This window comes from Sorangium sp. So ce145 (genome assembly GCF_051525985.1).
GTDB classification, from domain to species: domain Bacteria; phylum Myxococcota_A; class Polyangia; order Polyangiales; family Polyangiaceae; genus Sorangium; species Sorangium cellulosum_B.
Genome location: NZ_CP150315.1, coordinates 5,414,388 through 5,439,266, shown reverse-complemented (window position 1 = coordinate 5,439,266; position 24,879 = coordinate 5,414,388). Strand labels below are relative to the sequence as shown.

At 72.1% G+C, this 24,879-nt stretch carries 18 protein-coding genes; 10 read left to right on the top strand and 8 right to left on the bottom strand.

The annotated features are described in order from the left end of the window. The first annotated feature begins 127 nt into the window (after positions 1-127). Both lspA and WMF34_RS20185 read left to right on the top strand, forming a co-directional pair. The gene (gene lspA, locus WMF34_RS20190; protein ID WP_437994242.1) at positions 128-808 is read left to right on the top strand and encodes a signal peptidase II; all 681 of its coding nucleotides are present in this window, start codon (positions 128-130) and stop codon (positions 806-808) included. 2 nt (positions 809-810) lie between these two features. Beyond that, positions 811-1,749, top strand: a complete 939-nt coding sequence (locus tag WMF34_RS20185) for a prolipoprotein diacylglyceryl transferase (protein ID WP_437994241.1) — start codon at positions 811-813, stop codon at positions 1,747-1,749. A 69-nt stretch (positions 1,750-1,818) separates the two neighbouring features. Here the strand turns inward: WMF34_RS20185 and tatC are convergent, their stop codons facing one another. The 3 genes from tatC to rlmN are packed head-to-tail and all read right to left on the bottom strand — an operon-like array spanning position 1,819 to position 4,732. After that, on the bottom strand, positions 1,819-2,706 hold the full coding sequence (tatC, locus tag WMF34_RS20180) for a twin-arginine translocase subunit TatC (protein ID WP_012236530.1): 888 nt from the start codon (positions 2,704-2,706) through the stop codon (positions 1,819-1,821). Then, a complete protein-coding gene (locus WMF34_RS20175; RefSeq protein ID WP_437994240.1) occupies positions 2,703-3,446 on the bottom strand; it encodes a Sec-independent protein translocase subunit TatA/TatB in 744 nt (247 codons plus the stop codon). The genes tatC and WMF34_RS20175 overlap by 4 nt, the downstream gene beginning before the upstream one ends. Positions 3,447-3,490: 44 nt before the next feature. Beyond that, on the bottom strand, positions 3,491-4,732 hold the full coding sequence (rlmN, locus tag WMF34_RS20170) for a 23S rRNA (adenine(2503)-C(2))-methyltransferase RlmN (RefSeq protein ID WP_437994239.1): 1,242 nt from the start codon (positions 4,730-4,732) through the stop codon (positions 3,491-3,493). 185 nt (positions 4,733-4,917) lie between these two features. Between rlmN and WMF34_RS20165 the strand changes: the two genes are divergently transcribed. The 4 genes from WMF34_RS20165 (at position 4,918) to WMF34_RS20150 (ending at position 8,944) form a co-directional block, all read left to right on the top strand. Beyond that, positions 4,918-5,220, top strand: coding sequence for a hypothetical protein (locus tag WMF34_RS20165; protein WP_437994238.1), 303 nt, complete (start codon positions 4,918-4,920; stop codon positions 5,218-5,220). Positions 5,221-5,814: 594 nt separating this feature from the next. Next, positions 5,815-7,278 (top strand): alkaline phosphatase D family protein, encoded by a 1,464-nt coding sequence (locus tag WMF34_RS20160; protein ID WP_437994237.1) that lies wholly within the window; start codon positions 5,815-5,817, stop codon positions 7,276-7,278. A gap of 288 nt (positions 7,279-7,566) precedes the next feature. Beyond that, a complete protein-coding gene (locus WMF34_RS20155; protein WP_157906784.1) occupies positions 7,567-8,046 on the top strand; it encodes a hypothetical protein in 480 nt (159 codons plus the stop codon). Between the two features lie 7 nt (positions 8,047-8,053). After that, on the top strand, positions 8,054-8,944 hold the full coding sequence (locus tag WMF34_RS20150; protein ID WP_437994236.1) for a hypothetical protein: 891 nt from the start codon (positions 8,054-8,056) through the stop codon (positions 8,942-8,944). A 121-nt stretch (positions 8,945-9,065) separates the two neighbouring features. Here the strand turns inward: WMF34_RS20150 and WMF34_RS20145 are convergent, their stop codons facing one another. The 5 genes from WMF34_RS20145 to mxcG all read right to left on the bottom strand — a co-directional run bounded on the left by WMF34_RS20145 (position 9,066) and on the right by mxcG (position 18,882). After that, positions 9,066-10,448 carry an OmpA family protein gene (locus WMF34_RS20145; protein WP_437994235.1) on the bottom strand — a complete coding sequence of 461 codons (1,383 nt, stop codon included), beginning with the start codon at positions 10,446-10,448 and terminating at the stop codon, positions 9,066-9,068. A gap of 243 nt (positions 10,449-10,691) precedes the next feature. Then, positions 10,692-11,609 carry a trypsin-like serine protease gene (locus WMF34_RS20140; RefSeq protein WP_437994234.1) on the bottom strand — a complete coding sequence of 306 codons (918 nt, stop codon included), beginning with the start codon at positions 11,607-11,609 and terminating at the stop codon, positions 10,692-10,694. 195 nt (positions 11,610-11,804) lie between these two features. Next, positions 11,805-13,058, bottom strand: a complete 1,254-nt coding sequence (locus WMF34_RS20135) for an MFS transporter (RefSeq protein ID WP_437994233.1) — start codon at positions 13,056-13,058, stop codon at positions 11,805-11,807. Between the two features lie 10 nt (positions 13,059-13,068). Further along, complete coding sequence (locus WMF34_RS20130; protein WP_437994232.1) at positions 13,069-14,391, bottom strand: aminotransferase class III-fold pyridoxal phosphate-dependent enzyme; 1,323 nt, start codon at positions 14,389-14,391, stop codon at positions 13,069-13,071. 45 nt (positions 14,392-14,436) lie between these two features. Beyond that, positions 14,437-18,882 (bottom strand): myxochelin non-ribosomal peptide synthetase MxcG, encoded by a 4,446-nt coding sequence (gene mxcG, locus WMF34_RS20125; RefSeq protein WP_437994231.1) that lies wholly within the window; start codon positions 18,880-18,882, stop codon positions 14,437-14,439. Positions 18,883-19,471: 589 nt separating this feature from the next. Between mxcG and WMF34_RS20120 the strand changes: the two genes are divergently transcribed. The 4 genes from WMF34_RS20120 to WMF34_RS20105 all read left to right on the top strand — a co-directional run bounded on the left by WMF34_RS20120 (position 19,472) and on the right by WMF34_RS20105 (position 24,812). Next, positions 19,472-19,684 (top strand): hypothetical protein, encoded by a 213-nt coding sequence (locus WMF34_RS20120; RefSeq protein ID WP_012236517.1) that lies wholly within the window; start codon positions 19,472-19,474, stop codon positions 19,682-19,684. A 244-nt stretch (positions 19,685-19,928) separates the two neighbouring features. Continuing rightward, a complete protein-coding gene (gene mxcH, locus WMF34_RS20115) occupies positions 19,929-22,475 on the top strand; it encodes a TonB-dependent siderophore myxochelin receptor MxcH (RefSeq protein ID WP_437994230.1) in 2,547 nt (848 codons plus the stop codon). Positions 22,476-22,524: 49 nt separating this feature from the next. Beyond that, a complete protein-coding gene (locus tag WMF34_RS20110) occupies positions 22,525-23,817 on the top strand; it encodes a hypothetical protein (RefSeq protein ID WP_437994229.1) in 1,293 nt (430 codons plus the stop codon). 98 nt (positions 23,818-23,915) lie between these two features. After that, positions 23,916-24,812: a PepSY domain-containing protein gene (locus WMF34_RS20105; RefSeq protein WP_437994228.1), complete on the top strand. Its 897-nt coding sequence runs from the start codon at positions 23,916-23,918 to the stop codon at positions 24,810-24,812. Positions 24,813-24,879: the final 67 nt, after the last annotated feature.

Sequence of the window (24,879 nt, the reverse complement as noted above, 5' to 3'; positions counted from 1 at the left end):
GGAAGCCTTTGCCGGAGCGCTCGGTTTGTCGTAGAGGAACGCGCTCCGCATGACTGAAGACGCGACGCCGCGAGACGCTCCCGTTGAGACCGAAGGTGCCCACGCGGAGTCGCATCGCTCCGCGCCCGTGAACGCGCCGGCCGGCGAGCCGCCGGCCTCCGCCGGCGAACACGACCACGAGGGGCGCGCCTCCTCGCAGGAGGGGGACGCCGACGACGTGGTCGCGCCGGCGAAGCCCGCCTACCGGCCGTCGTACGTGTTCCTGATCGTCGTCTCGGCCATCACCCTGGCCGCCGATCTCGGCACGAAGTGGTGGGCCAAGGACCGGCTGGAGCCGCAGGCGCTCACGGATCTCACCGCCGCGCCGCGGCCGCTCTCGTTCCGGAAGATCGAGGTGATCAAGGATCACCTGAACATGATCTTCGCGAAGAACCACGGCGGGGCGTGGGGCATCCTGGGCGACGAGAGCGAGGCGATCCGCCGCCCGTTCTTCCTCGTGGTCTCGCTCGCGGCGATCGTCTTCATCGTCTCGCTGTACCGCAAGCTCCACCCCTCCCAGACCGCGCTCAGGTGGGGGCTGCCGCTCGTGCTCGGCGGTGCGCTCGGGAACCTGGTCGACCGCATCCGTTACGGGTACGTCATCGACTTCATCCAGGTCCGGCTGACCTCGACGTTCGTGTGGCCGACGTTCAACGTGGCCGACATCGCGATCGTCGTGGGCGTCGGGCTGATGGCGATCGACATGTTCTCCCCCCACCGCCCCGAGCTCGCAGGGAAGGCGTCGGGCGCGAAGGCGTCGGCGGGCTGACCATGCGGCCCGAGCTGTTCCGCCTGCTCGACGTCGCGTTTCCTGCCTACTTCCTGCTGCTGCTGACCGGCTTCCTCTTCGCGACGGCCATCGGCGCGCTGTGGGCGCGGCGGATCGGCGAGAACCCGGATGTGATCGTCGACCTGGGGCTCGCCTGCCTGCTCGCGGGCGTCGTCGGCGGCAGGCTCCTCCACGTCGTCGCCGACGGATACTTCTGGGATTACGTGCACCTGTGCACCGATCCGTCGCTCGTCGACTGGAAGGTCGAGCAGGCGCTCTGCGCGTCGCGGTACCACGGCGTGTGGGACGCGGCGAAGGGGGTCTGCCACCCGGTCGAGCGCGATTGCCTGGCGTGGGCGAAGTTCTGGGCGGGCGGCCTGACGTACTACGGCGGCTTCGTCGGCGCGTCGGCGATGGCGTACTGGCTGCTCAAGCGCGATCGGTTCCCGTTCTGGAAGGCGGCGGACATGGCGGGCTTCGCCGTCCCGCTGGGCCTCGGGTTCGGCCGGATGGGCTGCCTGCTCGCCGGCTGCTGCTTCGGCCTGCGCACCGACGGGGCGTTCGGGCTCTCGTTCCCGCCGAACAGCCCCGCGAGCGAGGCGCAGTTCAAGCTGCTCGAGCTCACGAGCCCGCGCCTGCCGTCGCACCCGGTACACCCGACGCAGATCTACGAGTCGGCGATGTCGTTCGCCATCGCGGCGATCTGCCTGCTCTACGTGCACGGGCGGAAGCGGTACGACGGGCAGGTCTTCGCGACGTTCCTCGGCCTCTATGCGCTCGGGCGCTTCGTGCTCGAGTTCGCGCGGGCCGACGACCGCGGGGGCTTCGTTGGCCTGTCCACGTCGCAGCTCATCGGGCTCGCGATGGCCGGCGCCGCGGTCGCGATCCACGTGGCGCGGAGCCGGAAGGCAGCGCCCGCGGCGGCCGCGCCCGCCGCCTGACCTGCGCGCCGCGGAGGACGGCCCGCGGCAGGAGCAGCGCAGGCGGCCCGGCCGGCGCTGCGCCGCCCGTCAGCCCTTGGTGACTTCCTTCTCCTTGCGCGCCTTGTACGCCGCGCGCTGGGCGTCGGTCGGCGGCTTGCCGAAGACGTACGCGAGGCCGATCGAGAGCACGTAGAGCAGGCACATCGGCACGGCCATGACGAGCTGGCTCGTGATGTCCGGCGGCGTCAGGACGGCGGCCAAGACGAAGGCGCCGAACACGAACCAGCGGCCGAACAGGATGAGCTGGATGTAGTTGACGATGCCGGCGATGGAGAGAAAGAGCACGATGAGCGGGATCTCGAAGATGATCCCGAAGCCGAGCAGGAGCTGGGCGACGAAGTCGAGGTAGTCGCCCATCATCACGGTCGGCGTGATCGTCACCCCGTCGCCGCCGACCGTGCCGGCCATGCTGAGGAAGTAACCGAACGAGATCGGGAAGGCCGCTCGCCAGCCGAACCAGCCGCCGCCGACGAACAGGATCGTCGAGAACAGGACGAACGGGATGACGTAGCGCTTCTCTTTGGCGTAGAGGCCGGGCGCGACGAACGCCCACAGCTGGTAGAAGATGAACGGCGAGGCCATCGCCGCGCCGCCGATCATCGACAGCTTGAAGTAGGCGACGAACGCGGCCGCGGGCGCGCCGAAGTGGAGCGAGGGGTTGCCCGCCAGGCTCTGCTCCCGCCACGCCTGCACGAACGGGACGGTCAGGAAGTGCAAGAGCTCCTCGCGCACCTCCCACCCCACGACGCAGGCCGCGAAGAAGACAAGGAGGCTCCGGACGAGCCGCTTTCTCAGCTCGTCGAGGTGCTCCCAGAACGACATCGGCTTGTCTTCGCCCGGATCCTCCGCGGCATCGCTCGGCGCGCCCTCCGCCCCCGGGGAGCCGCTCTTCACCGCCGCCTGCTCCTGGCTCATGACGTCGCTCCGTTTCCGGTCGCCACGCCCTGCGTCGCCGCGGCGGTCTCTGCAGCCGCGGGCGCTGTCGCCGCGGTGATCTCTGCGGCCGCGGGCGCTGCCGCGGTGGTCTCTGCGGCGACGGGCGCTGTCGCCGCGGTGATCTCTGCGGCCGCGGGCGCTGTCGCCGCGGCGGTCTCTGCGGTCACGGGCGCTGTCGGCGCGGCGGTCTCTGCGATCGCGGTCGCTGTGGCCGCGGCGGGCTCGACGCCGACCGTGGCGTCCGCAGCGTTCGCGGTCTCCGTGGGGGCCGCGCTTTCCGGAGCGACCGGCAGGCCGGCGGCGCCGTCCGGGGCCCCGTCCAGCGTCACTCCGTAGGCGTCGCAGCCGAGGACGGGGTACTCGCGCTCGCGGGGCGGCTGCACGAGGGGCGGCGGCGGCGGCTCGGGATCCGGCGGCCTCACGCGCGGCGTGGACGAGGCGATCGTACCGGCCGTCACGGCGCCGACGACGGGGTTCACCAGCGTCTCGATCACGTTGACCCGCGACAGGGCGCGGAGCTCGCGGAGCTCACGCTCGAGCCCCTCCTGGCGGATCAGATCGTCGATGCCGCTCTGCGTCCGGAGCTCCGTGCTCAAGCGGCGGAGCTTGGCGATCCAGCTCCCCGCCGACCGCATCATCGCAGGCAACCGCCGGGGACCGACCACGATGATGCCCACGATGGCGAGCACCATGATTTCGCCGAAGCTGAAGCCGAACACGCGCGCAAGCTAGCGCGCGTGGGAGCAGGGATCCATAGCGACGCTCACGCTGGCCTGGGCGGCGCGCTCGGCCCGACGTCGGCCGCGCCCGCGGTCGCCCCGGCGCGGGGCGGCGCCCGGCGGCCGCCCGGCCGCTGCGCCTCCGCCGAAGGCCGCGCGAGCTGCCCGCACGCCGCGCCGACGTCGCCCCCGCCCGAGTAGCGCACGATCGAGCCGACGCCGGCGGCGGAGAGGACCGCGCGGAAGGCGTCGAGCCGCGCCGAGCGCACGAACGGATCGGCCGACGCGCCGCGTTCATCGCCGCCGTCCGGCGAGGGCAGCGGATCGCCGGGCGCGCCGATCGCGTTGTAGGGGATGAGGCTGAGCCGGGGAGAGATGCCGTGCTGCGCCGCGAAGCCGCGGGCGAGCGCGGCCAGGCACGCGGCGTCCTCGTCCGTGTCGTTCTGGTCCGCGAGGAGCGTGTACGCCCACATCGGCGCGTGCCCGCTCGCGCGCGCGTGCTCGCCCACGGCCGCGAGCACCTCCTCGAGCGGGTGCGCGCCGTCGATCGGCATGAGCAGGCGCCGCTTGCCGGGGCGCACCGAGCCGAGCGACAGGCCGAGCCGGACCGCGGGGACCTCGGCCGCGAGCCGCCGGATGCCGGACGGGAGCCCCGCCGTGCAGACGGTGATGTTGCGCATGTCGATGGCCTGCGCGCTCGGCTCGGAGAGCACCCGGATGGCCTGGATGACCCGATCGGCGTTGGCGAGCGGCTCGCCCATGCCCTGGAACAGCACGCCGTGGACGCGCGCGCCGCCGCCGACGGTGGCGTCGAGATCGCGGCGGATGAGCCGCACCTGCTCGACGATCTCCCAGGCCTCCAGGTTGCGCGTGAGGCCCATGCGCCCGGTGGCGCAGAAGGCGCACGCGAGCGCGCAGCCGACCTGCGAGCTCACGCACGCCGAGTACCGGCCCGGCCGCTCGAGCGGGATGCGCACCGACTCGACCGTCGCGCCGTCCTCGAGGCGGAAGGCGTACTTCACGAACGGATCCTCGGCGCTCGCGCGCCGCTCGACGAGCGCGAGCGTCCTGATCTCGCCCGCCGAGCGCGCCGCGTCGAGCGCGGCGCGCCGGACGGTCGCGGGCGCGCGGGCGGGCAGCTCGCCGAGGCGGTGCGCCAGGGAGACGATGCGGCGCGCGTCGGTGAGGTCGATGCCGCACGCGCCGGCGAGCTCCTCCGGCAGCACGGCCTGGAGCGCGAGGCGGGGGCGGCGTTCGTCCGGGCTGCTTCGAGGGCTGGGATCCACGGCGGATACCGACTAGCGCGCCAGGGCGGCCCAGTCTACGGCCGCGCGCGCATGTTTCGCGGGATCCGCCGGAGGGGGCGCGGGTTCGCACCAGTCCTGGCGGCGGGGCTCGCCCTCGCGCAGGGCGGCGCGGCGCAGGCGTCGCCGGAGGACGTGCTCGGCTTCCGGCGGAGGACCTGCGCGAGGTGGCCGGGCAGGGCGAGCGCCGCGCGATCGAGATCCCGCTCCGCGCGGGCTGCGTCTACGAGAGGTCCCCGGTGCCGCAGGAGGGCCGGAGGAATTTCATCGACGCGGATCGGCACACGACGTCACTGGGGGCGGGCGTCGTCCTGAACCGGCCGCTGGAGGAGCTGCCAGGGTCGCTCCGGATCGACCTGCACGGGCAGCTTTCGGTACTGCCGGACGTGGCGGTCGAGAACGACAACCCGGCGGATTTCGTGGGGGATTACCGGGCCGACGGGACGATGCTGAACCTGGGGCGACGGTGACGGCGGCGTTCTGAGGCGGCGATGCGACGAACCGCAGTCGGGGAGAGCATCCCGCGCGCGGAGCAGAAGGGTGGTTTGCAGAGGACCCAGGTCACCCGAGCAGGCGATCTCCCCGTGCGCAGAGCAGGCGGAGCCCCCGTTCGGAGCCACGATCGCAAAGATTGCCACATACATAGTGTCACTTTGCATGCAGATCTGTAAACGTCGGTACTCACGTAGTGTCATTTTCGCGGGGGAAGAGCTCGGCAACGCGCGGGCGGCCCCGCTCGTCATGGAGGACGACGAGCGCCTCGTGCGCGACGCGTCCGTCGTCGATCTCGACGGCGACCCATCGACGCTCGCCGCCGCCGGGTTCTCGTCACGCAGGCGGCCGGGACGCGCCAGGGCCAGGGCCACCCCGTGGTCGCCGCCGGCGTCGCGCCCGCCGACGCCGCGCTCCCGCCCCCGACGCGGTGAGCGCGAAACGTGAGAGCGCCTCGAGCGAGCCGAAAAACTTGCGTCCGGCCGCCCGCGACGAAACATAGGGGAGAGTGCCCGCCAGGACCACGGCGCCTCTTCCCTCAGCCTGACGAGCTCTCGCCAGAGAGGCGGACCATGGCGTTCAAAAGCGCAGTCATCGGACACACGACGCAGACAACCAGCAGGATCTTGGCCGTCTTCGAGAGGCCCAAGGGGAGGGCGAGACTCGCGTTCGCGGACGACAACGGCGTTCGCACGCTCGACGTGCCGATCAACAGCGCGCCGCCCTTCGGCCTCGCCACGTTCGAGCTGAGCGGGCTGAGCGGCGAGAGGGTTCGTTATGGCATCGTGGAGCACGACGCAGGAGATCCGCTCCCCACACCCGCGGACAACCTGAGCATCAACGGCTCGGCCTTCCGCACCGTCACGAACGGGCCAATCCGTATCGGCCTCGTGAGCTGCAACGACATCGACAACCACGAGTTTCCCAAGGAGCGGCGCGGGGCGATGTGGCGGGCGCTCAAGGCCCTCGTGGACGAAGGGAAGGTGAACCTCCTGGTTCACGCCGGTGACCAGATCTACGGCGACGGCGATCCCACGGGCTGGTCGGCCTCGGAGGGGCGCACCGCCGCGTACCGCAGGCACTACGTGCAGACGTGGTCGCACCCTGACGTGGCGGCGGTCCTCGGGAGCTGCCCGAACGTCATGATGTGGGACGACCACGAGATCTACGATGGGTGGGGGTCGAACAACAACGACGGCTCCCCGCAGGCCGTGGAGCGCTACAGGGCCGCGGAGCAAGCGTTCAAGGAGTTTCAGATGGCGCTGAGCCCGAGGGACCGCGTGAGCAGCGCGGGGTTCGGCTGGATCGCGAAGCACGGCGACGTCGCCATCCTCGCGGTCGATGGGCGGTCGCAGCGCTCGTGGAAGAACGGGACGATCCTCGGCAAGCAACAGCTCGACGACCTCGAGCTCAGGCTCAACGAGCTCGCGGCGCTCGATCTCAGGCACCTCTTCGTCGTGGTCGGCACGCCCGTCGTCTACCTGCCGCTCGCGGCCGCGGAGGCGCTGACGAACGCGTTCAACATGTCCTCCGTCGATGACATCCGGGACGGCTGGGCTGCCTCCAACAACCAGAACGAATGCAGGCGTTTCTTGATGACTCTCATGAATTTCGCCGGGTTCAGCCCTCGCACCCAGGTGACGCTCATGGGCGGTGACATCCACGTGGGCACGATGGCGCACATCGACACGGTCCTCGGGTTCGGGCAGCCGCGCTCGCGACCGCGCCTCTATCAGGTGACCGCATCCGGCATCGCGCGCCCTGCCCCCAAGGGGATGTCCCGCATCATCCTCTCGCTGCTGACGAACGGCGGCAGTCAGAACCTGTTCAACGGCGACATCAAGGGGTTCCTCCGGGAGATCTCGGGGTCCGATCACAGGTACTGCGTCACGCATCGCAACTTCGCGATCCTCGATCCGAGCGACGGCGCAGACGACTGGGACAGGAACAACAACCTGGTGGTCCGCTTCCACGTGGAGAAGGACAACGGCACCGTCGGCGTCCTCGAGCAAGTCCTCCCCAGAGTGCACACGTAAGCGCCGACCAGCCACGAGCCGGCCCTTCGTGTGACGGAGAACGCCCCGCTGGGTGCGAGACGAGCGGGCGGCACCGGCGGCATCGCAGTCACGCGCCGTCACGGCAGGGGGTCGTGAGCACTTCCTGCACGCCTATCCAACGAGCGGCCTCTCGCCGCCATCCTGCTCGGAGAGGCTGTCTCTCTTCGCCACAGCGGTCGCCGCGACGTGGCACGGCCGATGCTCCGACGCTCGCGCCTGTCGCGGGGGTGCACGCAGCGAGGGCACCGGACCGGAGACACAATGAACATGAGAACGCCGTCCCTGCTCTTCTCCGTCGCGGCCTTGCTGGTCGCCTGCCAGAAGGAACCTCCCTCGCGCTGGGACGAGGCGGCGGCCAAGGCGCCCACGCCCGCCGCGAGCGCCGCCGCTGACATCAAGCCAGGATCCGCGTTCAATGGGTTCTTCCCCCCGGAGGGAGCCGAGGGGACGAGCCGCGTCTTCACCGCGGAGAAGCCTGGCTACGCGGAGGCCAAGCTGCGAAAGGACGGCGGCGACGTGGCCTCCCTGTCCATCTCCGACACGGCGGGCGATCCCCAGGTCGTCGCCAAGTTCGCGAACGCGGCGGATCACCTCGCCGGCATGCCGGTCGTGACCGTCGGGAAGAACCAGTCCGCGCTCCTCGTCAAGAATCGTTTCCAGGTGAAGGTGTCCTCCCAGTCCCTGGACCCCGAGGCGCGCAAAGAATGGCTGAAGCGATTTGACCTGAGCGGTCTCGCGAACCTCTGAGGGGCCCATGACGCGCGAATCGATTCACTCCATCATCGAAGACCTCCCGAAGTCGAGCATGACCACGCGGCTGCTGGGGGCGCTCGATTACATCGTGCCTGGCGAGTGGAAGAACGTCACGAGCTTCGAGGAGATGATCAAGCTCGTCACCGGCGAGGAGGATCAGGGCCTCATCCAGCAGGTCGGCGAGCGCGCGATCGCCCTCTATGCGGAGTCGGAGCATGGGTACCAGCGCGCGGTCCGGATCTTCCGGCTCGTCGACGACACGGGCGGCCTCGCCGGCGTGGCGACGATCGCGCGCAAGATCGGCGATGCGTCGGATTTCCTCTCCTTCCTGTCGAAGATCACGCCCAAGGCCGACACCACCCAGGCCATCGACGCGGGCGTGAAGCTCGTCGCCGAGCTCGCGGCGTTCTGCTCGATCAACGGGCTGCCGGGCGACAGCATCGGCGACTTCGCCGCCTCGCTCGCCAGCTACGAGAAGGACGACGCGATGCGCCTCGCCGCCTGGATCGTGTGTGACGGCATGATCCCGCTCGGCCCCGACTTCCTCGCTCGGGTGCTGGACACCGTATCGAGCGTGACGAACGAGCAGCTCGGCCAGCAAGGCCGCTTTGCGCGCCTGCTGGGATACCTGCCAGGCGGGAGCGTCGATGCCAAGCGCGAGATCATGAAGGAGAGCCTCGGCGCGTCGCGAACGGCGATCGCCGGCTTCATTGCGAAGAAGGGCATCGAGCGGCAGGGCGCGCTCGATCGGATCAGCGGGCACCTCGGCGCGGCCGGCAGCAAGCTCGATTGCCTCGCGGCCGCGATCGATCTCACCACCAACTACTTCGAGCACACCGGCATCCAGTCCGTGGCCCGCCGGGTGATCGCGCGGGCCTACGGGGAGATCTGACGCGCGCGGGCGGCGCAGCCGATCGGCGCCGGTACCTGCTTCCGCAGGCCGGCGCCGGTACCTGCTTCCGCAGGCCGGCGCCGGTACCCTGCTCCTGGGTGGAGAGGGGTGAGTCGCCGCTTCAGCGGCTCAGGACCGTGACGTCGATCCGGCGGTTCTGCGCGCGTCCGCCGGCGGTGTCGTTCGGCGCCACCGGTTGTTTGGCGCCCATCCCGGCCACCTCGATGCGATCGGGAGCGATCTGTCGCGCGGTGAGCTCGTTGCGCACCTCCTGGGCTCGCGCCAGCGACAGCGATCGGTTCCCCTCGGCGCCGCCCACGGCGTCGGTGTGCCCTTCGATGCGCACCCGCGCGGTGGGATAGGCGTCGAGGATGTCGGCCAAGGCTTCGAGCTTCGGTCGCGAGGCTTCGGTCAGCTCCGTGGTCCCGAACTGGAAGTTGATGCCTTCCATCGAGAAGCGCCTGGGGCCCTCCGCGGCTCCGGCGTCGAGGTACCGCGCGATCTCCGCCTCGGAGCCGTGCTCGTCGACGGAGAGGACCTTGCCGCCCGGGAGCGTCATCTCTCCGGCCGTGATCCTGAGCTGCTCGACGACCTCCGGCGCGTTCGGCGGCGCCTCGCTGGGCGCGGCGGCCGTGGGCGCCTCGGCGCGCGGCGCCTCGGGCTGCGGCGGCGGCGCGACCGGCTGCGCGAGGTCCTCCCTCGGAGCCGCCGCGACGGGGGCCTCGTGCGTGGGCGCGGCGGCGGTGCGGTCCAGCCTGCGTTCGCGGACGAACGCCCAGAGGCCTCCGAGCACCGCCGCTGCCAGCAAGGTCGGGAGCAGCCATTCTCGCGTCTGACGTTGGCGGGGAGGCCCTTCACGTGAGGGATGCGGGGTCGAATAGGCCGCCGTTCGGGGCGGAGCTGACGACACTGCATCATGCGGCCGTTCGCGCGCCGGCGCCGCGACGAAAGGAGCGGTCGCCGCGATCGATGGAGCGAGGAACCCAGCGAGGCCCGCCGGAGCGCGTGGATCGTCCTTGAAGGCTTGCTTCTGATGGGAGAGCAGATCCGAGAGCCCCCGCGCGGTCAGCCCTCTCGACCTCACCTCGCGGCCGAGCACACACGCGACGATCGGAGCGACCAGACCGAGCATCGCGGTCGAGCTCCGCTGCTCCACGCCGGAGGAGCGGGAGACAAGATCGATCATCCCGCTCGCGCGGTCGCCGAACAGGCGGGCGATCATCGACTGCCCATGGTGCGAGAGCTCCTCGGCCTGCTCGGCGCGGAGGGGCCCTGCTCTCCCGAGGAGACCTTCGTAGTCCCGCTCGGTGATCATCCTGAACAGCTGCGCTGCGCCGCTCTCCGAGGAGGCGACCTGAGCCATTCCGGCGAGCAGCGTCGGCACCGAGCTCTCCGCGGCGCCGCGCACGTTCGTCGGCGATTCATCGCTCAGGCCCAGCCCCTTCGTTGCGGCCGAGATGAGCTCGGGCGTCAAGAAGCCCCTGGTGGTGTCCAACAACGACATGGTTCCGATCCCTCCGGGAAAGTGGTCATCGGCGCGGGTGAGACAGCGTCATCGCGGACGCGACCCTGCCCGCATGAGCGTCGATCCAATGCCTGTCTTGCGTTGAATCCGCGCGATGCGAGCGACGTGCCGGCACGCCCGCGCATCACGCGCTGTGCCGCTGTTGCACACGGTCTGCTCCCGCCGCGCGCGTCCTGACGCTCGCGCTCGCCGAGGCGAGCCGGCGGCGATGGCGCGCGGAGCTCAGCGTTGTGCGAGCGCGGCTGTGCGGGCCTCGGCCGTCAGCGCGGCGAAGGCGTCCGTGCGCGTATAAACGTGGTTGCCAGCGGCGGTGCACCCCGCGCCTCGCGAGGTGATGCCCACCACGTCGCCGCGGTCAGCGTCGATCACCGGACCTCCCGAGTCGCCGGCGCAGGTCGCCCCCTCGATCTCGAACTCGCGCGGACCGAGGACCTTGCCGGTCGCCGGATCGGCGCGGGGCCCGACCGCGGCGACGAGGCGCGGACCGCGCGCGGCGCGGACGCCGAGCCGGTTACCCGCTCCGCCGCCGTATCCGACGGCGACCACGCTGTCGCCTGGATCGATCGCCCCGACCTCGCGCATCCGCAGGGGCGCCACGTCGGTGAGGGGCCGATCGAGCACCAGATAGGCGATGTCCGCGTCGCAGAGGACGCGCTCTTTCCCGTGCAGCGTGGCCACGGCGCGCGCCCGCGCGGCGTCGCGGGAGACATCGATATGGTCCCCTGTGTAAATGGCGATCTCGGAAGGATCGATGTCTTCGCCGACGTGATCGCCGTTGTGCGACCGGCCCGAGCGATCGCAGCGAGGGGTCGCTGTCAGGTTGCGCGAGATGCAGTGACGCGCCGTCAAGACGAGGTTCGGCTCGATGAGCGCGCCGCTGCACAGGCTCACGCGGCGCTCGCCGCCCCGGGGATCGCGATGCGACACGGCCACGGCGACGACGGAGCGCGCGGCGCCGTCGATGAGGGGCTCAGGCGCGCCCTTCGCGCGGGGCGAAACCTCGGTGATCGGCGCGACCGCCGCCGCCGGAGGAGGCGAGGCTTCGGCCGGGATGACGGCGACGACGATGCGTGGGACGAGGGCCGCGACGAGGCAGCCAAGGCATCCCGCGAGGCGCGGGACGAGAGACGGAGACACCATGGATGAGGTCACCGACAAAGAGCATGTGAGCAGCGGCCGTGCAAGCCGACCCCGGAGCTTTTCTCCAGCATCGGAAGGGGAGGTGCCCCGAATGGGTCGTTGTTCCCATCGAGGGGAATCGGAGATGGAAACCAGGTCAGTCAGGTGAGGGGCGCCCGGCTGGATGCGCGCTCTCTGGACTCCCGCGCTCGTCGACTAGCCCCGGCCCTCCAGCGCGCGCGCGGCGCCGGCGCCGCTCGACGCGCCGAGGGCGAGGTGTCGCTCGATCAGGAAGATCAAGCACGACGACGCGAGCGTGAAGGCGATCGCCAGCGCGGCCACGGCGCCCATGCCGTCGAGGCGCTGGTCGGGGAGCTCGTGCAGCATCCTGGCCGCGAGGAACGCGGCGAGCGCCGATGAGAGGTGATCCACGGCCGACTGGATGGATCCGAAGCGCGCCCGCTCGGAGGGGAGCGGCACCTTCGAGGCGAGCGTGCCGTGGGCGATGTTGCGGATCGCCGTCCCGGTCATGAAGGCGACGAAGACGACGAGCACGGGCAGCCCCGGCACGTACGCGTGGAACCCGGCATAGAGGATGGCCACGAGCATCGCCGCCCCGACCAGGCTCGTACGGAACGCGCCGACGCGATCGATCCGCGCGCCCGCGGTGCGCATCACGACGAAGGTGAGCGCGCCGCCCACGAGGTAGAGCAGGCCGAGCCGCTCGCGCGGGTAGCCGAGGTTGTTCTGCACGTAGGCCGAGATGTTCGGGATGACGAGGAACGACGCCATCGTCATGACCGCCGTCGTCGCGTACGAGAGCAGCACGAGCGGGCGGCCGACGAGCGCGCGGAGCTCGCGCAGCGCGTCCTCCTCGGCGCGCGCCCGCGCCCCGGCGAGGTGGCCGCGCATCGGGGGGAGCAGCAGCAGCGCGAGCCCCGCGACGGTGAGCCCGAGCGCAGCAACGGCGAAGAACGGCGCCTGGAAGCCGCCGCGCCGCGCGAGCTCGAGGCCGGCCGGCACCCCGAGCACCGCGGCCAGGGAGTAGGCGCCCATCACGACGCCCATCGCCTTGCCGCGCCGCTCCGGCGGGATCGCGTCCGCGACGATGGAGAACGCGATCGAGGTCGCGGGCCCCCCGAAGGCCCCGGCGAGCACGCGCGCCGCGAGCAGGCTCGGCAGGCCGGTGGCGAGGCCGCCCGCGGCGGTGCCGAGGACGAGGCCGAGCATCGCGACGGCGAGCGCGCTGCGCCGGTCGAAGCGGTCCAGGAAGAACGCGCCGGCGACCCCCGAGACCGCCGCCGCCGCGGTGTAGCTGCCGCCGATCAGGCCGATGTCGGACATCGGGATGCCGAGCGCGACCGCGAAGTCCGGCCCGAGCGGCATGACGACCATGAAGTCGAGCAGGTTGACGAACTGGACCGCGGCGATGAGGAACAGGAGCGTCCGTTCGGAGCGAGCGTTCAGCACGACGGTGGGCTCAGCTCCGGGCCTTCGCGCCCGCGCCGCGCTCGATCACGCCGCGGCTCGCCAGCTCGAGCAGCGCGTCGTGCGCCGCGTCGATCGTGTGATCGATCTGCGCCTCGGTGTGCGCGCCGCAGAGGAAGTTGACGTCGCGCCGCAGCAGGACGCCGCGCCTCGCCATCGCGCCGACGAACGGCTCCATGCGCTTCGCGTGGACGGCCAGATCCTCGGCCATGAGGAAGAAGGGGATCGCGTCGTATCCCACGACGCGCAGCGGGAAGCCGCCCTGCTCCGCGCGCCGGTTGATGCCCTCGCGGAGCCGCTTTCCGAGCGCGGCGACCCTCGCGACGTAGTCGGTCTCGCGGTACTCGCGCAGCGCCGCCCTGCAGACCTCCAGCGAGAGCATCTCGCCGCCGAACGTCGTCGACACCTGGAGCTCCGAGAGTCGGCTCATCACCTGGCGCGGCCCGGCGATCGCCGACAGCGGCATGCCCGCGGCGATGCCCTTCGAGAGGCACACGAAATCAGCCTCGATCTGGTAGTACTCCTGCGCGCCGCCGCGGGCGAGCCGGAAGCCGGTGACGACCTCGTCGAGGACGAACAGCACGCCCTGGGCGCGGCACGCCTCGCGCACCTCGCGCAGGTACTCCGCCGAGACGCATCGCTTGTAGGGCAGCGAGAGCAGCACGAGCGCGAGCTCCGGGCCCTTGCTCGCGATGAGATCGAGCAGCGGCTGCTCGTCGGCCTCGGCCATGAGCGGCATGCGGTACGTGTACTCGCGCAGCACCGCCGGGACGCCGGGGGTGTCGAACATGAAGTGGTCGTGCCAGCCGTTGTAGCCGATGGTGACGACCTTCTCCTTGCCGGTCACGTGGCGGGCGAGCCGGATGGCCGCGGACGTCGCGTCCGCGCCGGTCTTGAAGAAGCGGGCCATCTCGGCGCCCGGGGTCAGCGCGACGAGGTCCTGCGTGGCGGTGACCTCGACCTCCGTCGGCAGCGAGTGAAGGATTCCCCTGTCGAGCCGCCGCCGGATGGCGTCGACGACCGCCGGGTGGTTGTGCCCGAGCGTGTTCGCCCCGAGCCCGCAGATGTAGTCGATGTACTGGTTGCCATCGACGTCGCGCACCAGCGCGCCCTCGCCGCCCTCGAGGTACACGGGGAACGAGCCGAGCGCGAACATCTCCGGCCGCTTCATGAGCGACTGCGTGACGCCGGGGATGAGCCGGCGCGCCTCGGCGAGCAGCGCGTTCGAGCGGTCGAGCCGGAGCCCCTCCGCGGCGCCTTGCGGCGCGCCGCCGCCCTGCTTCCTGTCCCGTGGGTCGATCGTCTGTGTGGTCATCGTGGTCGTTCTCTCTGGCTAGAGGTTCTCGTCCGTGAGCCGGTGTCATGCGGGGCGCGGCGCTCGCCGCGCCGCGCTGGAAGGGGGCGGCAGGAGGCCTTCCTCGACGCAGCGATCGAGGTAGCGGTGGAGGAGCGCGCGATCGATCGGCGGGCACGTGATGCCGGTGCCGGCCAGGCCGCGCTCCAGGTTGTCGCAGCGCACGCGCCCGATGCCGAAGGTCGCTTCTCCGTCGGCCGGGGCCGACTGGAGATCGAAGAACGCGAGCGTGGCGCTGTCCGCGGCGTCGGCGCCGTCCTTCAGCCGCGCGCGCCACGCCGCGACAGGGCGCCGCTCGACCGGGTAGCCGTAGTCGCGCGCCCAGTCGAAGAGCTCCGTCAGCCGGACCTCGGGCGCAGGGGCGACGTTGACCACGGCGCCCGTGGCCTGCGCGGTGAGGGAGAGATGCACGATCGCGCGCCCGACGTAGTCGACGGGCGTCCACACCTCCCTCACGTCGAGATCGGGCAGGACGCCGGCGGGGATGCCGGCCCGCAGCAGCCGGAAGACCAGATCCTGCTCGTTGACGACGCCCGTTCCGGGCGCGCCGACGACGCGACCCAGGCGGTACACGGCGACCGGCAGCCCGCGCTCGGCGGCCTGCTGCACCAGGCGCTCGGCCGCCCACTTGCTCTGCTGGTAGCCGTCGCGCAGGCCGGGGTGCGGCGGCACGAACGCCTCCGCGACCTCGGGGCTCGCCGCGATGCCCGGGGCCACGGCGAGCGTCGACACGTGGTGCAGCGGCTTGGGGCGCCCGGCTGCGGCCAGGCGGAGCGCCTCGCGCGTGCCGATCACGTTGGCGGCGCGCAGGCTGCGGTAGTCGCGCACGAGGCTCACCACCGCGGCGTTGTGGTAGATGGCGTCGCACTCCGCGGCGAGCTGGCCGAACCGCGCGGCGCTCAGGCCGAGGCGGGGCTGCGTCAGGTCGGCGGGCACGGCGAGCACCCGCGCGTCGATGCCGCCCACCGGCAGGCGCTGCTTCGAGAGCGCCTGCCGGATCCGCTCCGCTGCGTGCGCCTCGCTCTCGGCGCGCACCAGGCAGATCACGGTCGCGTCGGTCTGCGCCAGGAGCTCGTGGAGCAGGTGCGCGCCGACGAAGCCGCTCGCGCCGGTGAGCACGATCTGCCGCGGGCGACCGCCGCCGCCGGACCACACGAGCGATCGGGGGACGACGTCCTCGGGGAGCTCGGCGTCGGCCAGCATCGCGCCGGGGGGCTCGCCGCTCGTCTGCGCCGCCGCCGCCGCGCCCTGCGCCTCGTCGAGGGCGCGCGCGAGCGCCGCGACGGTCGGGTGGCGGAAGACCATCGCGACGGGGATCTCCCGCCCGAGATCGACGCTGAGCCGGTTGGCGACCTGGATCGTCTGCAGCGACTGGCCGCCGCGCTCGAAGAAATCGTCGTGCGCCGACAGGCCGCTCACGCCGAGCACCTGCTCCCAGACCTGCAGCAGCTGCCGCTCGAGCGCCGTCGCGGCGGCAGGCGGCTCCGCCGCCGCGGCGAGCGGCGCCTCCCGCAGCGCCTTGCGGTCGATCTTGCCGGAGCTCGTCCTCGGCAGCCGATCGGTGAGCACGAAGGCCGAGGGGACGGCGGCCGCGGGGAGCAGCGAGCGCGCGTGCCGGCGGAGCTCGGCCGGCGACGGGGCGGGGTCCCCGGCGACGAGGAACGCGGACAGGCGCTTGCCACCGCCGGCCGAGGCGTGCCCGATGACGGCCGCCTCCCGCACGGAAGGGTGGCGCAGGAGCGCGGCCTCGATCTCGAGCGGATCGACGCGGTGGCCGCTGATCTTGAGCTCGTCGTCGACGCGCCCGACGAAGACCAGCTGCCCGTCGGCCCGCTGGAGGACCAGGTCGCCGGTGCGGTACGCGCGCGGGCGGCCCTCCAGCTGGTCGAGCACGACGAAGCGCGCGGCGTCGAGGTCCGGCCGCCCGAGGTACCCCCTCGCCAGCCCGGGCCCGATGAGGTGGAGCTCGCCCACGGCGCCCCGCGGGACCAGCCGGCCGCGCGTGTGCGTGTGCGTGTGCGTGTGCGTGTGCGTGTCGACGATGGCCGCGCGAACCCCGGGCAGCGGCGTGCCGATCGGCGCCTCGTGTCTGTCGTCTGGCGCGTCGTCCGGCGCGTCGCCGCCGCTCAGCGTGGCGGCCGAGGCGACGACGGTCGCCTCGGTGGGGCCGTAGGTGTTGAGCAGCCGCGCGCGCCGGCCGACGGCGCGGCGGAAGCGCTCGACGCGCTCGGGCAGCGCCGCCTCGCCGCCGATGATGACGGTGCGGACGCCTTCGGGGAGCGACGCCGCGCCGGTCGAGAGGGCGTAGGCGAGCTCGTGCCAGAACGCGGTCGGCAGATCCAGGACGGTGATCCGGTGCCTTTCGCAGGCGTCGAGCAGCCGCGGCACGGATTGCAGCATCTCGTCCGTGCGCAGCACCAGGGCGGCGCCCGCGCACAGGGTCAGGAAGATCTCCTCGACGCTGGCGTCGAAGTGCAGCGGCGCGAACTGCAGCACCCGGTCGTCGCGGCGCAGATCGTAGCGGTGGGTCGCGGCCGCCACGAAGTGGGCCAGCGCGCCGCGCTCGATCATGACGCCGTTCGGGCGGCCGGTGGAGCCGGACGTGTAGATGACGTACGCCAGGTGCTCCTCCGCGCCCTGGACCAGCGCCCGCGCCGGCGCGCCGTGGATCGCCTCGTCCAGGAGCACGAGGCGCGCCGCGCGATCGCTCCCCACCTTCGCGGCGTGCGGCGACGTCGTGACGATGATCGCCGGTCTTGCGTCGTCGAGGATCGCCGTCGTCCTCGGCTGCGGCCCGTCCGGATCGAGGGGGAGGTAGCCTGCGCCGGCGTAGAGCGCGCCGAGGATCGCGGTGATGGCGCCGACGCTGCGCGGCAGGAGCACCGCGACCAGCGTGTCCGGCCCGGCGCCGAGCGCGGCGAGCCGGGCGGCGAGCCGCCGGGCGGCGAGGTCGAGCTCGCCGTAGGTCACGCGCTCGAGGCCGTGCTGGATGGCTGTCGCGTCTGGCCGCTCGCGCGCGCGCAGGGCGATCTGCTCGACGACGGGGCGCGCCGACGCCGGCAGCGGGCCCCCGTCGAGCAGCGCGCCGGGCTGCTCGGTCGCGACCGCCTGCGCGCCGGGCGCGCGCGCCGCGGCCCGGGGGAGGTCGATCTCGGCGCGATCGAGGGCCTGCTCGGGGGCGGTGGCGATCGCCTCCAGGAACGCGAGGAAGCGCCGCTGGTGCGCCGAGAGATCGTCGTCGCCGTAGCAGGCCGGGTTGGCGTCGAGGTCGAGCCGCGGCCCGCGCCCGTCCGACCTCGCGTAGACGCCGAACGACAGATCCTCGACCGGGCCGGCGGAGATGTTGTGCGCGACGCCGCGATGCCCCGCGAAGCGCAGGTCGTAATCGAACGGCATGATGTTGACCACCGGGCCGAACAGCCGGCGGCCGCCGCCGATCAGCTTGAGATCCCGGCGCAGCTGCTCGTAGCGATACCGCAGGTGGGGCCGGATGGCCGCGAGCTCGGCCGCGACCTGCCGGGCGACGTCGGCCAGGCTCGCGCCCTCCGCGACCGGCACCCGGAGCGGGACGATGTTCATGACCATGCCCGGGATGCGCAGCGACACCGAGCCGAGGCGCCCCATCACGGGCAGCCCCAGGACGATCTCGGGCGCGCCGGTGAGCCGGTGCACGTACGCCGCGGTCGCGGCGATCACGACGTCGGGCCAGGTCGCCTTCGCCTGGCGCGCCACGTCCTTCAGCCGGTCGACGGTGGACGGCGCGAGCGACGCCGTCCGGCGCAGGCAGGCGCGCGACGCGGGCGCCGGCTCGTCGCCGAGGCTCACCGGCTCGGGCCGATCGGCGAAGCGCTGCGTCCAGAAGGCGCGATCGCGCTCCAGATCGGGGGAGGCGCGGTAGGCCAGATCCTCGTCGACGACCCGGCGCAGCGACCCGAAGGCGCCGCCTTCGCTCGATCGGCCCTCGACGCGCGCGGTGTAGATCTCGGCCACCCGCCGCGCGATCAGCGAGAAGCCGTAGCCGTCCAGCGCGATGTGGTGCGCGCGCTGGTACCAGAAGAGCCGATCGGGCCCCGCCGTGAACAGCGCCTCCGTGAAGAGGGGCCCGCGCGCGAGATCCACCGGCCTCGCGAGATCCTCGCGCATCCACGCCTCGGCCGCGGCGAACGCGTCCGGCGCCGCGCCGACGTCGACGCGGTGTACAGCGAAGTCAGGGGACAGGTCGAGGCGCTGGCGCGGCCCATCCGCCTCGCTCGTGAAGCGCACGTGCAGCGCCTCTGCCTCCGAGGCGGCCTGGCGTATCGCGGCCTCGAGGGTCGCGAGATCGAGGGCCCCGCAGATCTCGACGCACTCGCCCGCGTTGTACACCGGGCTCGCGGGGTCGAGCTGCTGGCCCAGCCAGATACCGTGCTGCGCGGCCGACAGCGGCCAGCGCGCGTCCTGAGGAGCGACCATGACGACAACCTTCCTGGTTCAACCGGCGCTCGACGGGACAGCCGCCAGAGGCACGCTCGCGGCAGGCGATCCGCGGCCCGCGACGACGGCGCAAAGGCGGCCTTGACGCCCTAGCCAGCGCCGCTGGAACGAAAGCGGAGCCCGCCGGCGCACGGGGCCCGAGCCCCGAGAGCACGCAGGGCAGGGGCGCCGGACGTCGTCCCGACGGCGAACCCAGCTCGATGACGCCGCGATGGGCGTGGCCACCTCGGCATCGACGAGCGAATGAAAATGAAAACTACTTTCAAGTTCGTTTATGGTGAGGTAGGGTGGGCATTGTCAAGCGAATTCGTTGGGACTCCCGCCGCGGGCCACCGTCCCGCGGGGACCTGTCCGCGCCAGCGAGGCATGGCGCCGGCGACCCGAGCGAGCGCGCAGATCGCGCCATTTCGGCCGCGATCTCGCGCTGCTCGGACCTGCGGACGTCGCGACGCCTCGCGGGCGCAGTGGACGCTCTCCGACCGCTTTCGCTTGACAACGCTGTTGGTAGCATGGCAGGTTCAAGATTGAAAGTGAAAGTGACTTTCATTATTGAGAATGGGGTTCCACGATGGACAACCTGATGTCGAAGGCGACTGCTCCGCTCGACAGCCGGTGTGATCACTGCGGCGTTGCTGGACGTGCCGAGCCCAATTCCGTGCGTTGCGGCTGCGGCAGCCTCCTCGCCCGGTATGTGCCCGGCGGCGTCGAGCTGAAGTGCCGGCGGTGCAAGCGCGTCGTCGTCGTCCCGGTCCCGGCGGCGGCGGAGGACGTGAGCGGTTGAATCTCCCAGGGCGCTGACATGACAGCTCGCGGCGGCGGCCCCTGGCCAGCGCGGTCTGTGCCATTTGAAGAGGCCTGAAGAGCCGGCGAGCGAGACGGCACGACAACCAGCTTGCGCAGAGCCGGCCAGAGCGCCGCTGCGTCACGCTCCGGTGAGCATGCCCGGTGATCTCATGATTCGATTACAGCCCTTGTGTTGCGCCGCGCTGGCCGGGACTCTGGTCCTCGCCCCCTGCGGTGCCCTGTTGGCCTTCGCAGCGGACGCGCGGGCGAGCGAAGAGGCCCCTGCCGGAGAGGTCGGCGAGAGAGCGGCACCCGGGGCCGAGGCAGCGCCGGCGGCGCGCGCCCCGGGCGATGGCGCCGCGCTCGCGGTGCGCCCGCCCGAGCTCACGGGCGCGGTCGAGGCGGCGTATCCCCAGGCGGCGCGCGAGGCGGGGGTGGAGGGGAGCGTCGTGCTGCGGCTGACGATCGACGCGGAAGGGCGCGTCACCAGCGCAGAGGTCGCCGAGCCCGCGGGCCACGGGTTCGACGAGGCCGCGCAGCAAGCGGCGCTGCGCTTCCGCTTCAGGCCGGCGCGGCGGGGCGACCGGAGCGTCGCGTCGCGCATCCTCTACCGCCACGACTTCCGGCTGCCTGCGCCGCCCCCCGCGGCGGGCCCCGGAACAGGGATCCCGGCCGGGCAGGTTGTCCCCTCGGCCGCGCCCATCACAGGCGCCGCCGGCGCCGCGCCGGTCGCTGGCGCCGCAGGGCCAGCGCTGCCCGCGATCGAGGTGAGCGTGCGGGGGGCCTCCGAGGCCGAGCGGCTCCGGACCTCCGCGCAGGCGGTCCAGGTCATCGAGACCGTCGAGGCCAGGCGGCAGGCCGCGGATCTCGGCCAGGTGCTGGCGCGCGCCGAGGGCGTGAGCGTGCGCCGCCTCGGCGGGCTCGGCTCCGGCGCGCGCTTCTCGCTGAACGGCCTCACCGACGACCGGATCCGCTTCTTCCTCGACGGCGTGCCGCTCGACCTCGCCGGGCACTCCTTCGGGGTCGCCAACGTGCCGGTCAACCTCGTCGAGCGCGCCGAGATCTACCGCGGCGTCGTGCCGCTTCGCTTCGGCACGGACGCGCTCGGCGGCGCGGTGAACCTTGTGACCGATCAAGACACGCGCGGCACGGGCGCGTCGGCGTCCTACCAGGCCGGCTCCTTCGGCACGTACCGGATGACCCTCGGCGCGCGCCACGCGCACGCGCCGAGCGGCCTCTTCGCTCGCGCGAGCGGGTTCGTCGATCGCGCGCGGAACGACACCCCGATCGACGTCATGGCGTACGACGAGAGCGGGCGCCTGTCGCCCGCGCGCGCCCGGCGGTTCCACGATGGCTATGTCGCGGCCGGCGGCGCGGCCGAGGTGGGGGTCGCGCGGCGGCCGTGGGCCGACCGCCTGCTCCTTCGCGCCTTCTTCACCTCGCACGACAAGGAGGTGCAGCACGGTCTGCTCGTCGACATGCTCGACGGCAGGGTCAAGTCGCCGCCCTTCGGAGAGGTCACCTTCGGCAGGCAGACCGGCGGCGCGCTGCTGCGGTATGCGCAGCCGTTCTCCGGGAGGGCGCGGCTGGACGCCCTCGCGGGCTACTCGTACGCGCGCACGACCTTCCTCGACGTGGCCACGTGCACCTACGACTGGTCGGGCGGCTGCGTGGAGCGCCCGTATCGGGGGGAGGTCGGGGACGACGCGAACGACCAGCAAGTCCGCCAGCACACCGCCTTCGCTCGCGTCAACCTGGCCTGGCACCCGGCGACCGAGCACGTCCTGCGCTTCGGGCTCTCGCCGAGCCACGTGACGCGCACCGGGAGGAACCTTGTCGTGGCCGAGCCCGAGAAGGACCCGCTGACCGCGGAGCGGGAGCTGTGGAGCGGCGTGGCAGGCGTCGAGTACGAGGCGAGGCCGCTCGAGGGCCGGCTCGCGAACATCACCTTCGCCAAGCTCTACCTGCAGTCGGTCCTCACCCGGGAGCACCTGCCGAGCGGCCGGATCGGCGACGTCGATCGAGCGACCCACCGGGTGGGGGCAGGGGACAGCCTGCGCTTCCGCTTCACCGACGCCCTCTACGCCAAGGCCTCGTACGAGTTCGCCACCCGCCTGCCGACACCGGAGGAGCTGTTCGGCGACGGAGGGCTCATCGTCAGGAACGTCCACCTGCAGCCGGAGGCGAGCCACAACGTCAACCTCGGCGTGACTCTGGAGCGCGCGGAGACCGGCGCGGGACAGCTCCGGTTCAGCGCCAACGGCTTCGGTCGCTTCACCGAGGATCTGATCACGCTGCGAAGGCACCTGGGCTACTCGGAGTACGGAAACACGCTGTCGGCGCGATCCGTCGGTATCGAGTCGACAGCGGGGTGGACCTCTCCGGGCAACTGGCTGTCGGTCGACGGTCACGTCACATGGCAGGACTTCCGGGACGGCTCGACCGGCGTTCGCATCCAGAACCAGCCGTACCTCTTCGGCGGGGTCGCAGCGCGCGCGCAGTGGCCCGAGATCTCGGCGCGGCGTGATGTCCTGTCCCTGACCTGGCACGCCGATTACGTACACGCCTTCTTCGTCGGCCCGGAAGGCCGCGGTGCAGCCGACTCCAAGGCGGAGATCCCGTCGCAGCTCGTGCACACGCTCGCGCTCACGTACCTGGTCGAGCGCGGCGGATGGACGGTGAGCTCGACCGTCGAGGTCCAGAACCTCACCGACGAGAAGGCCTTCAGCTTCTACGGCGTCCAGCGCCCGGGGCGAGCGGCGTACGCCAAGCTCGCCTTGAGCCTGTGAGCCGATGTTCGTGCGACAGCGGTTGAAACCCGACACAAGGAGATCCTTCATGTTATTTCGTGCGCGCTACGCGAGTGCCCTCCTCTTGACCCTGCTCCTCCCGTGCTTCGCCGCGTGCGGCGACGACACGAGCGATGGCACGAGCAGCGGCGCGACGAGCGGCGGCACCGGCGGCGCGGGGGGCGCCGGCGGAGCCACAAGCGGCGCGGGGGGGACGCCCGACGCGGGGCCGGCGTACGCCCTCACGGTCCAGGTTTTCGGGCCGGACGGCGGCGACACCCAGAGCTACGTCATCGTGACGGACGACATCGACTCGGATGAGGCGCTGTCGCTGGACGACGCCATCGAGGTGCAGGGGCGCGCCCTCGGTGTCGGGCTGGACGGCGGAGGCGCGGTGTTCGTGGCGAGCGACGCCGCGGCGACCGTGACCCGCTACGACCTGCAGGAGGACGGCAGCCTCGAGGAAGGCGACACCGTGAGCTTCCAGGGCAAGGGCCTCGCGAAGCTCGGCGAGTACGGCACCCAGTTCCACTTCGTCTCGGCGACCAAGGCGTACTTCTTCGATGGTCCCACCGCCCAGGTGGTCGTCTGGAACCCTCAGGAAATGACGGTCACCGGCGACATCCCGCTCGAGGATCTCGTCATCCAGGACGCCACCCTCACGTACTCCTCCTCGTCGCCGCTGGTCCAGGGCGGCGACGTGATCACCTTCGGCGGCTGGCGGATCGGCCCGGAGGTCCCGAGCGTGGCCGCGGTCGTCGTCGTGGACAGCGCGACGGACGAGGCGACCGTCGTCACCGACGAACGCTGCGGTTACGTGCGCGATGGGGTCGAGGGGCCCGACGGCATGATCTACGTGGCCACCGAGGCGTACGGCGCGGCGGTGCACCGGCTCAACCCCGACAACGCGGCCGCCCCGTGCATGCTGCGCTTCGATCCGGAGACGAGGCAGTTCGACCCCGAGTTCCACGTGGAGCTGAGCGCGCTGTTCGAGGGCGACACCGCCGGCTCGCTCTTCGGCGGCCCGGACGGCAGGGCGTTCCTGCGGGTGCTCGACGAGAGCCTCTTCGCGATCGCGGACGACACCCACCCGCGCGTGCTGGCGAGCGCCGCGGCGTGGCGGTGGGCCAGCGTGACGCTCGGCGACACGCCGACCGCCACCGTGCTCGACGCGGCGCCCGGCGGCGGCAGCGTCCTGAGCGTCGCGCTCGGCGACCGCACCTTCCTGCTGGAGTTCGAGGGCCAGGAGTCGACGACGCTCCGCGAGATCGGCGAGGACGGGCCCGGCGAGGCGGGCGTGAGCGCGCCTGGGCTCACCTTCTCCGTCGCGAAGATCCGATGACGCTCGCGCCCGATCACGAAGGAGCGATGAGGGACGACGCCGCGCGAGGGCCCCGTTCGCCGCGGGGCCCCCGCGCGCGGCCGCGTTACGGCGCGATCATGAAGGTCGTGCGGCGCGTGCACATGTACCTGGGCCTGCTGCTGTTCCCCTGGATACTGCTGTTCGGGATCAGCGGCACGCTGTTCAATCACCCGCAGATCGGGCGAGACATCGACAGCCGGTCGCTCTCGGGAGAGCGGCTGTCGGCGCTCACCGGGTTCCAGCCCTGGGATCCCGGCGAGCTCGCGCGCCAGGTCGTCGAGCAGCTCAACGCCGGCTCGCCCTCGCGCTACACGCTCGATCCGGGGACCCCGGGCGCCTTCTCCGGGTGGCCCCTGCTCGCGGCGCCGCGCGCCGATGGGGGGCGCGAGGTGGTGATCCTGCGCCTCGACGACGGCAGCGCGACGGTCTCCAGCCACCCTCCCGAGCCCGAGGCCCCCGCGCCCCCGTTCGCCGGCGTCGCGATCGACCTGCCTGGGCACAGGATGGTGGCGGTGCAGGAGCAGATGAAGGATCTCCTGCCCAAGATGGGTGTCGACGCCGCGGGGCCGCTGCGCGCCCACCCGAAGATCAGCCCCGAGCTGCGCTTCGGCATGCGGGACGCGGACGGCCGCGCCTGGAACGTCACGTACAACCTGGGCACGGGGCGGCTCGACGGGCGGCCAGCCGGCGCGCGGGGGTGGCCCCGCTTCGTCGAGGTGCTCGAGACGCTCCACAAGACGCATCACTTCCCCGTGCACGGCGGCGTGGCGTGGCTCTGGGCGCTCTTCGCGGACATCACCGGGATCACGCTGGTCGTGTGGGCGCTCAGCGGACTCGCCATGTGGTGGCAGATGAAGCCCTCGCGCGTCCTCGGTGCCCTCGCGATCGCCGCCGCCGTGGCGCTCGCCGCGGTGGTGATGGTCGGCACGGCGTCCGACGCGCTGTTCGGAAACGTCGCGAAGGAAGGTCCCTAGAATACCGAACAGCTCGGAAACCAGAGAAATGAACCGCCAAGACACCAAGGACGCCAAGAAGACAATG

Excerpts from the sequence above, each read along its gene's own strand:
- WMF34_RS20105 (WP_437994228.1), top strand. The coding sequence starts at position 23,916 with ATGAAGGTCGTGCGGCGCGTGCACATGTACCTGGGCCTGCTGCTGTTC.
- WMF34_RS20140 (WP_437994234.1), bottom strand. The coding sequence starts at position 11,609 with ATGGTGTCTCCGTCTCTCGTCCCGCGCCTCGCGGGATGCCTTGGCTGC.
- WMF34_RS20185 (WP_437994241.1), top strand. The coding sequence starts at position 811 with ATGCGGCCCGAGCTGTTCCGCCTGCTCGACGTCGCGTTTCCTGCCTAC.
- WMF34_RS20155 (WP_157906784.1), top strand. The coding sequence starts at position 7,567 with ATGAGAACGCCGTCCCTGCTCTTCTCCGTCGCGGCCTTGCTGGTCGCC.
- WMF34_RS20145 (WP_437994235.1), bottom strand. The coding sequence starts at position 10,448 with ATGTCGTTGTTGGACACCACCAGGGGCTTCTTGACGCCCGAGCTCATC.
- tatC (WP_012236530.1), bottom strand. The coding sequence starts at position 2,706 with ATGAGCCAGGAGCAGGCGGCGGTGAAGAGCGGCTCCCCGGGGGCGGAG.
- WMF34_RS20150 (WP_437994236.1), top strand. The coding sequence starts at position 8,054 with ATGACGCGCGAATCGATTCACTCCATCATCGAAGACCTCCCGAAGTCG.
- mxcG (WP_437994231.1), bottom strand. The coding sequence starts at position 18,882 with ATGGTCGCTCCTCAGGACGCGCGCTGGCCGCTGTCGGCCGCGCAGCAC.
- WMF34_RS20160 (WP_437994237.1), top strand. The coding sequence starts at position 5,815 with ATGGCGTTCAAAAGCGCAGTCATCGGACACACGACGCAGACAACCAGC.
- WMF34_RS20120 (WP_012236517.1), top strand. The coding sequence starts at position 19,472 with ATGGACAACCTGATGTCGAAGGCGACTGCTCCGCTCGACAGCCGGTGT.
- WMF34_RS20130 (WP_437994232.1), bottom strand. The coding sequence starts at position 14,391 with ATGACCACACAGACGATCGACCCACGGGACAGGAAGCAGGGCGGCGGC.
- WMF34_RS20110 (WP_437994229.1), top strand. The coding sequence starts at position 22,525 with ATGTTATTTCGTGCGCGCTACGCGAGTGCCCTCCTCTTGACCCTGCTC.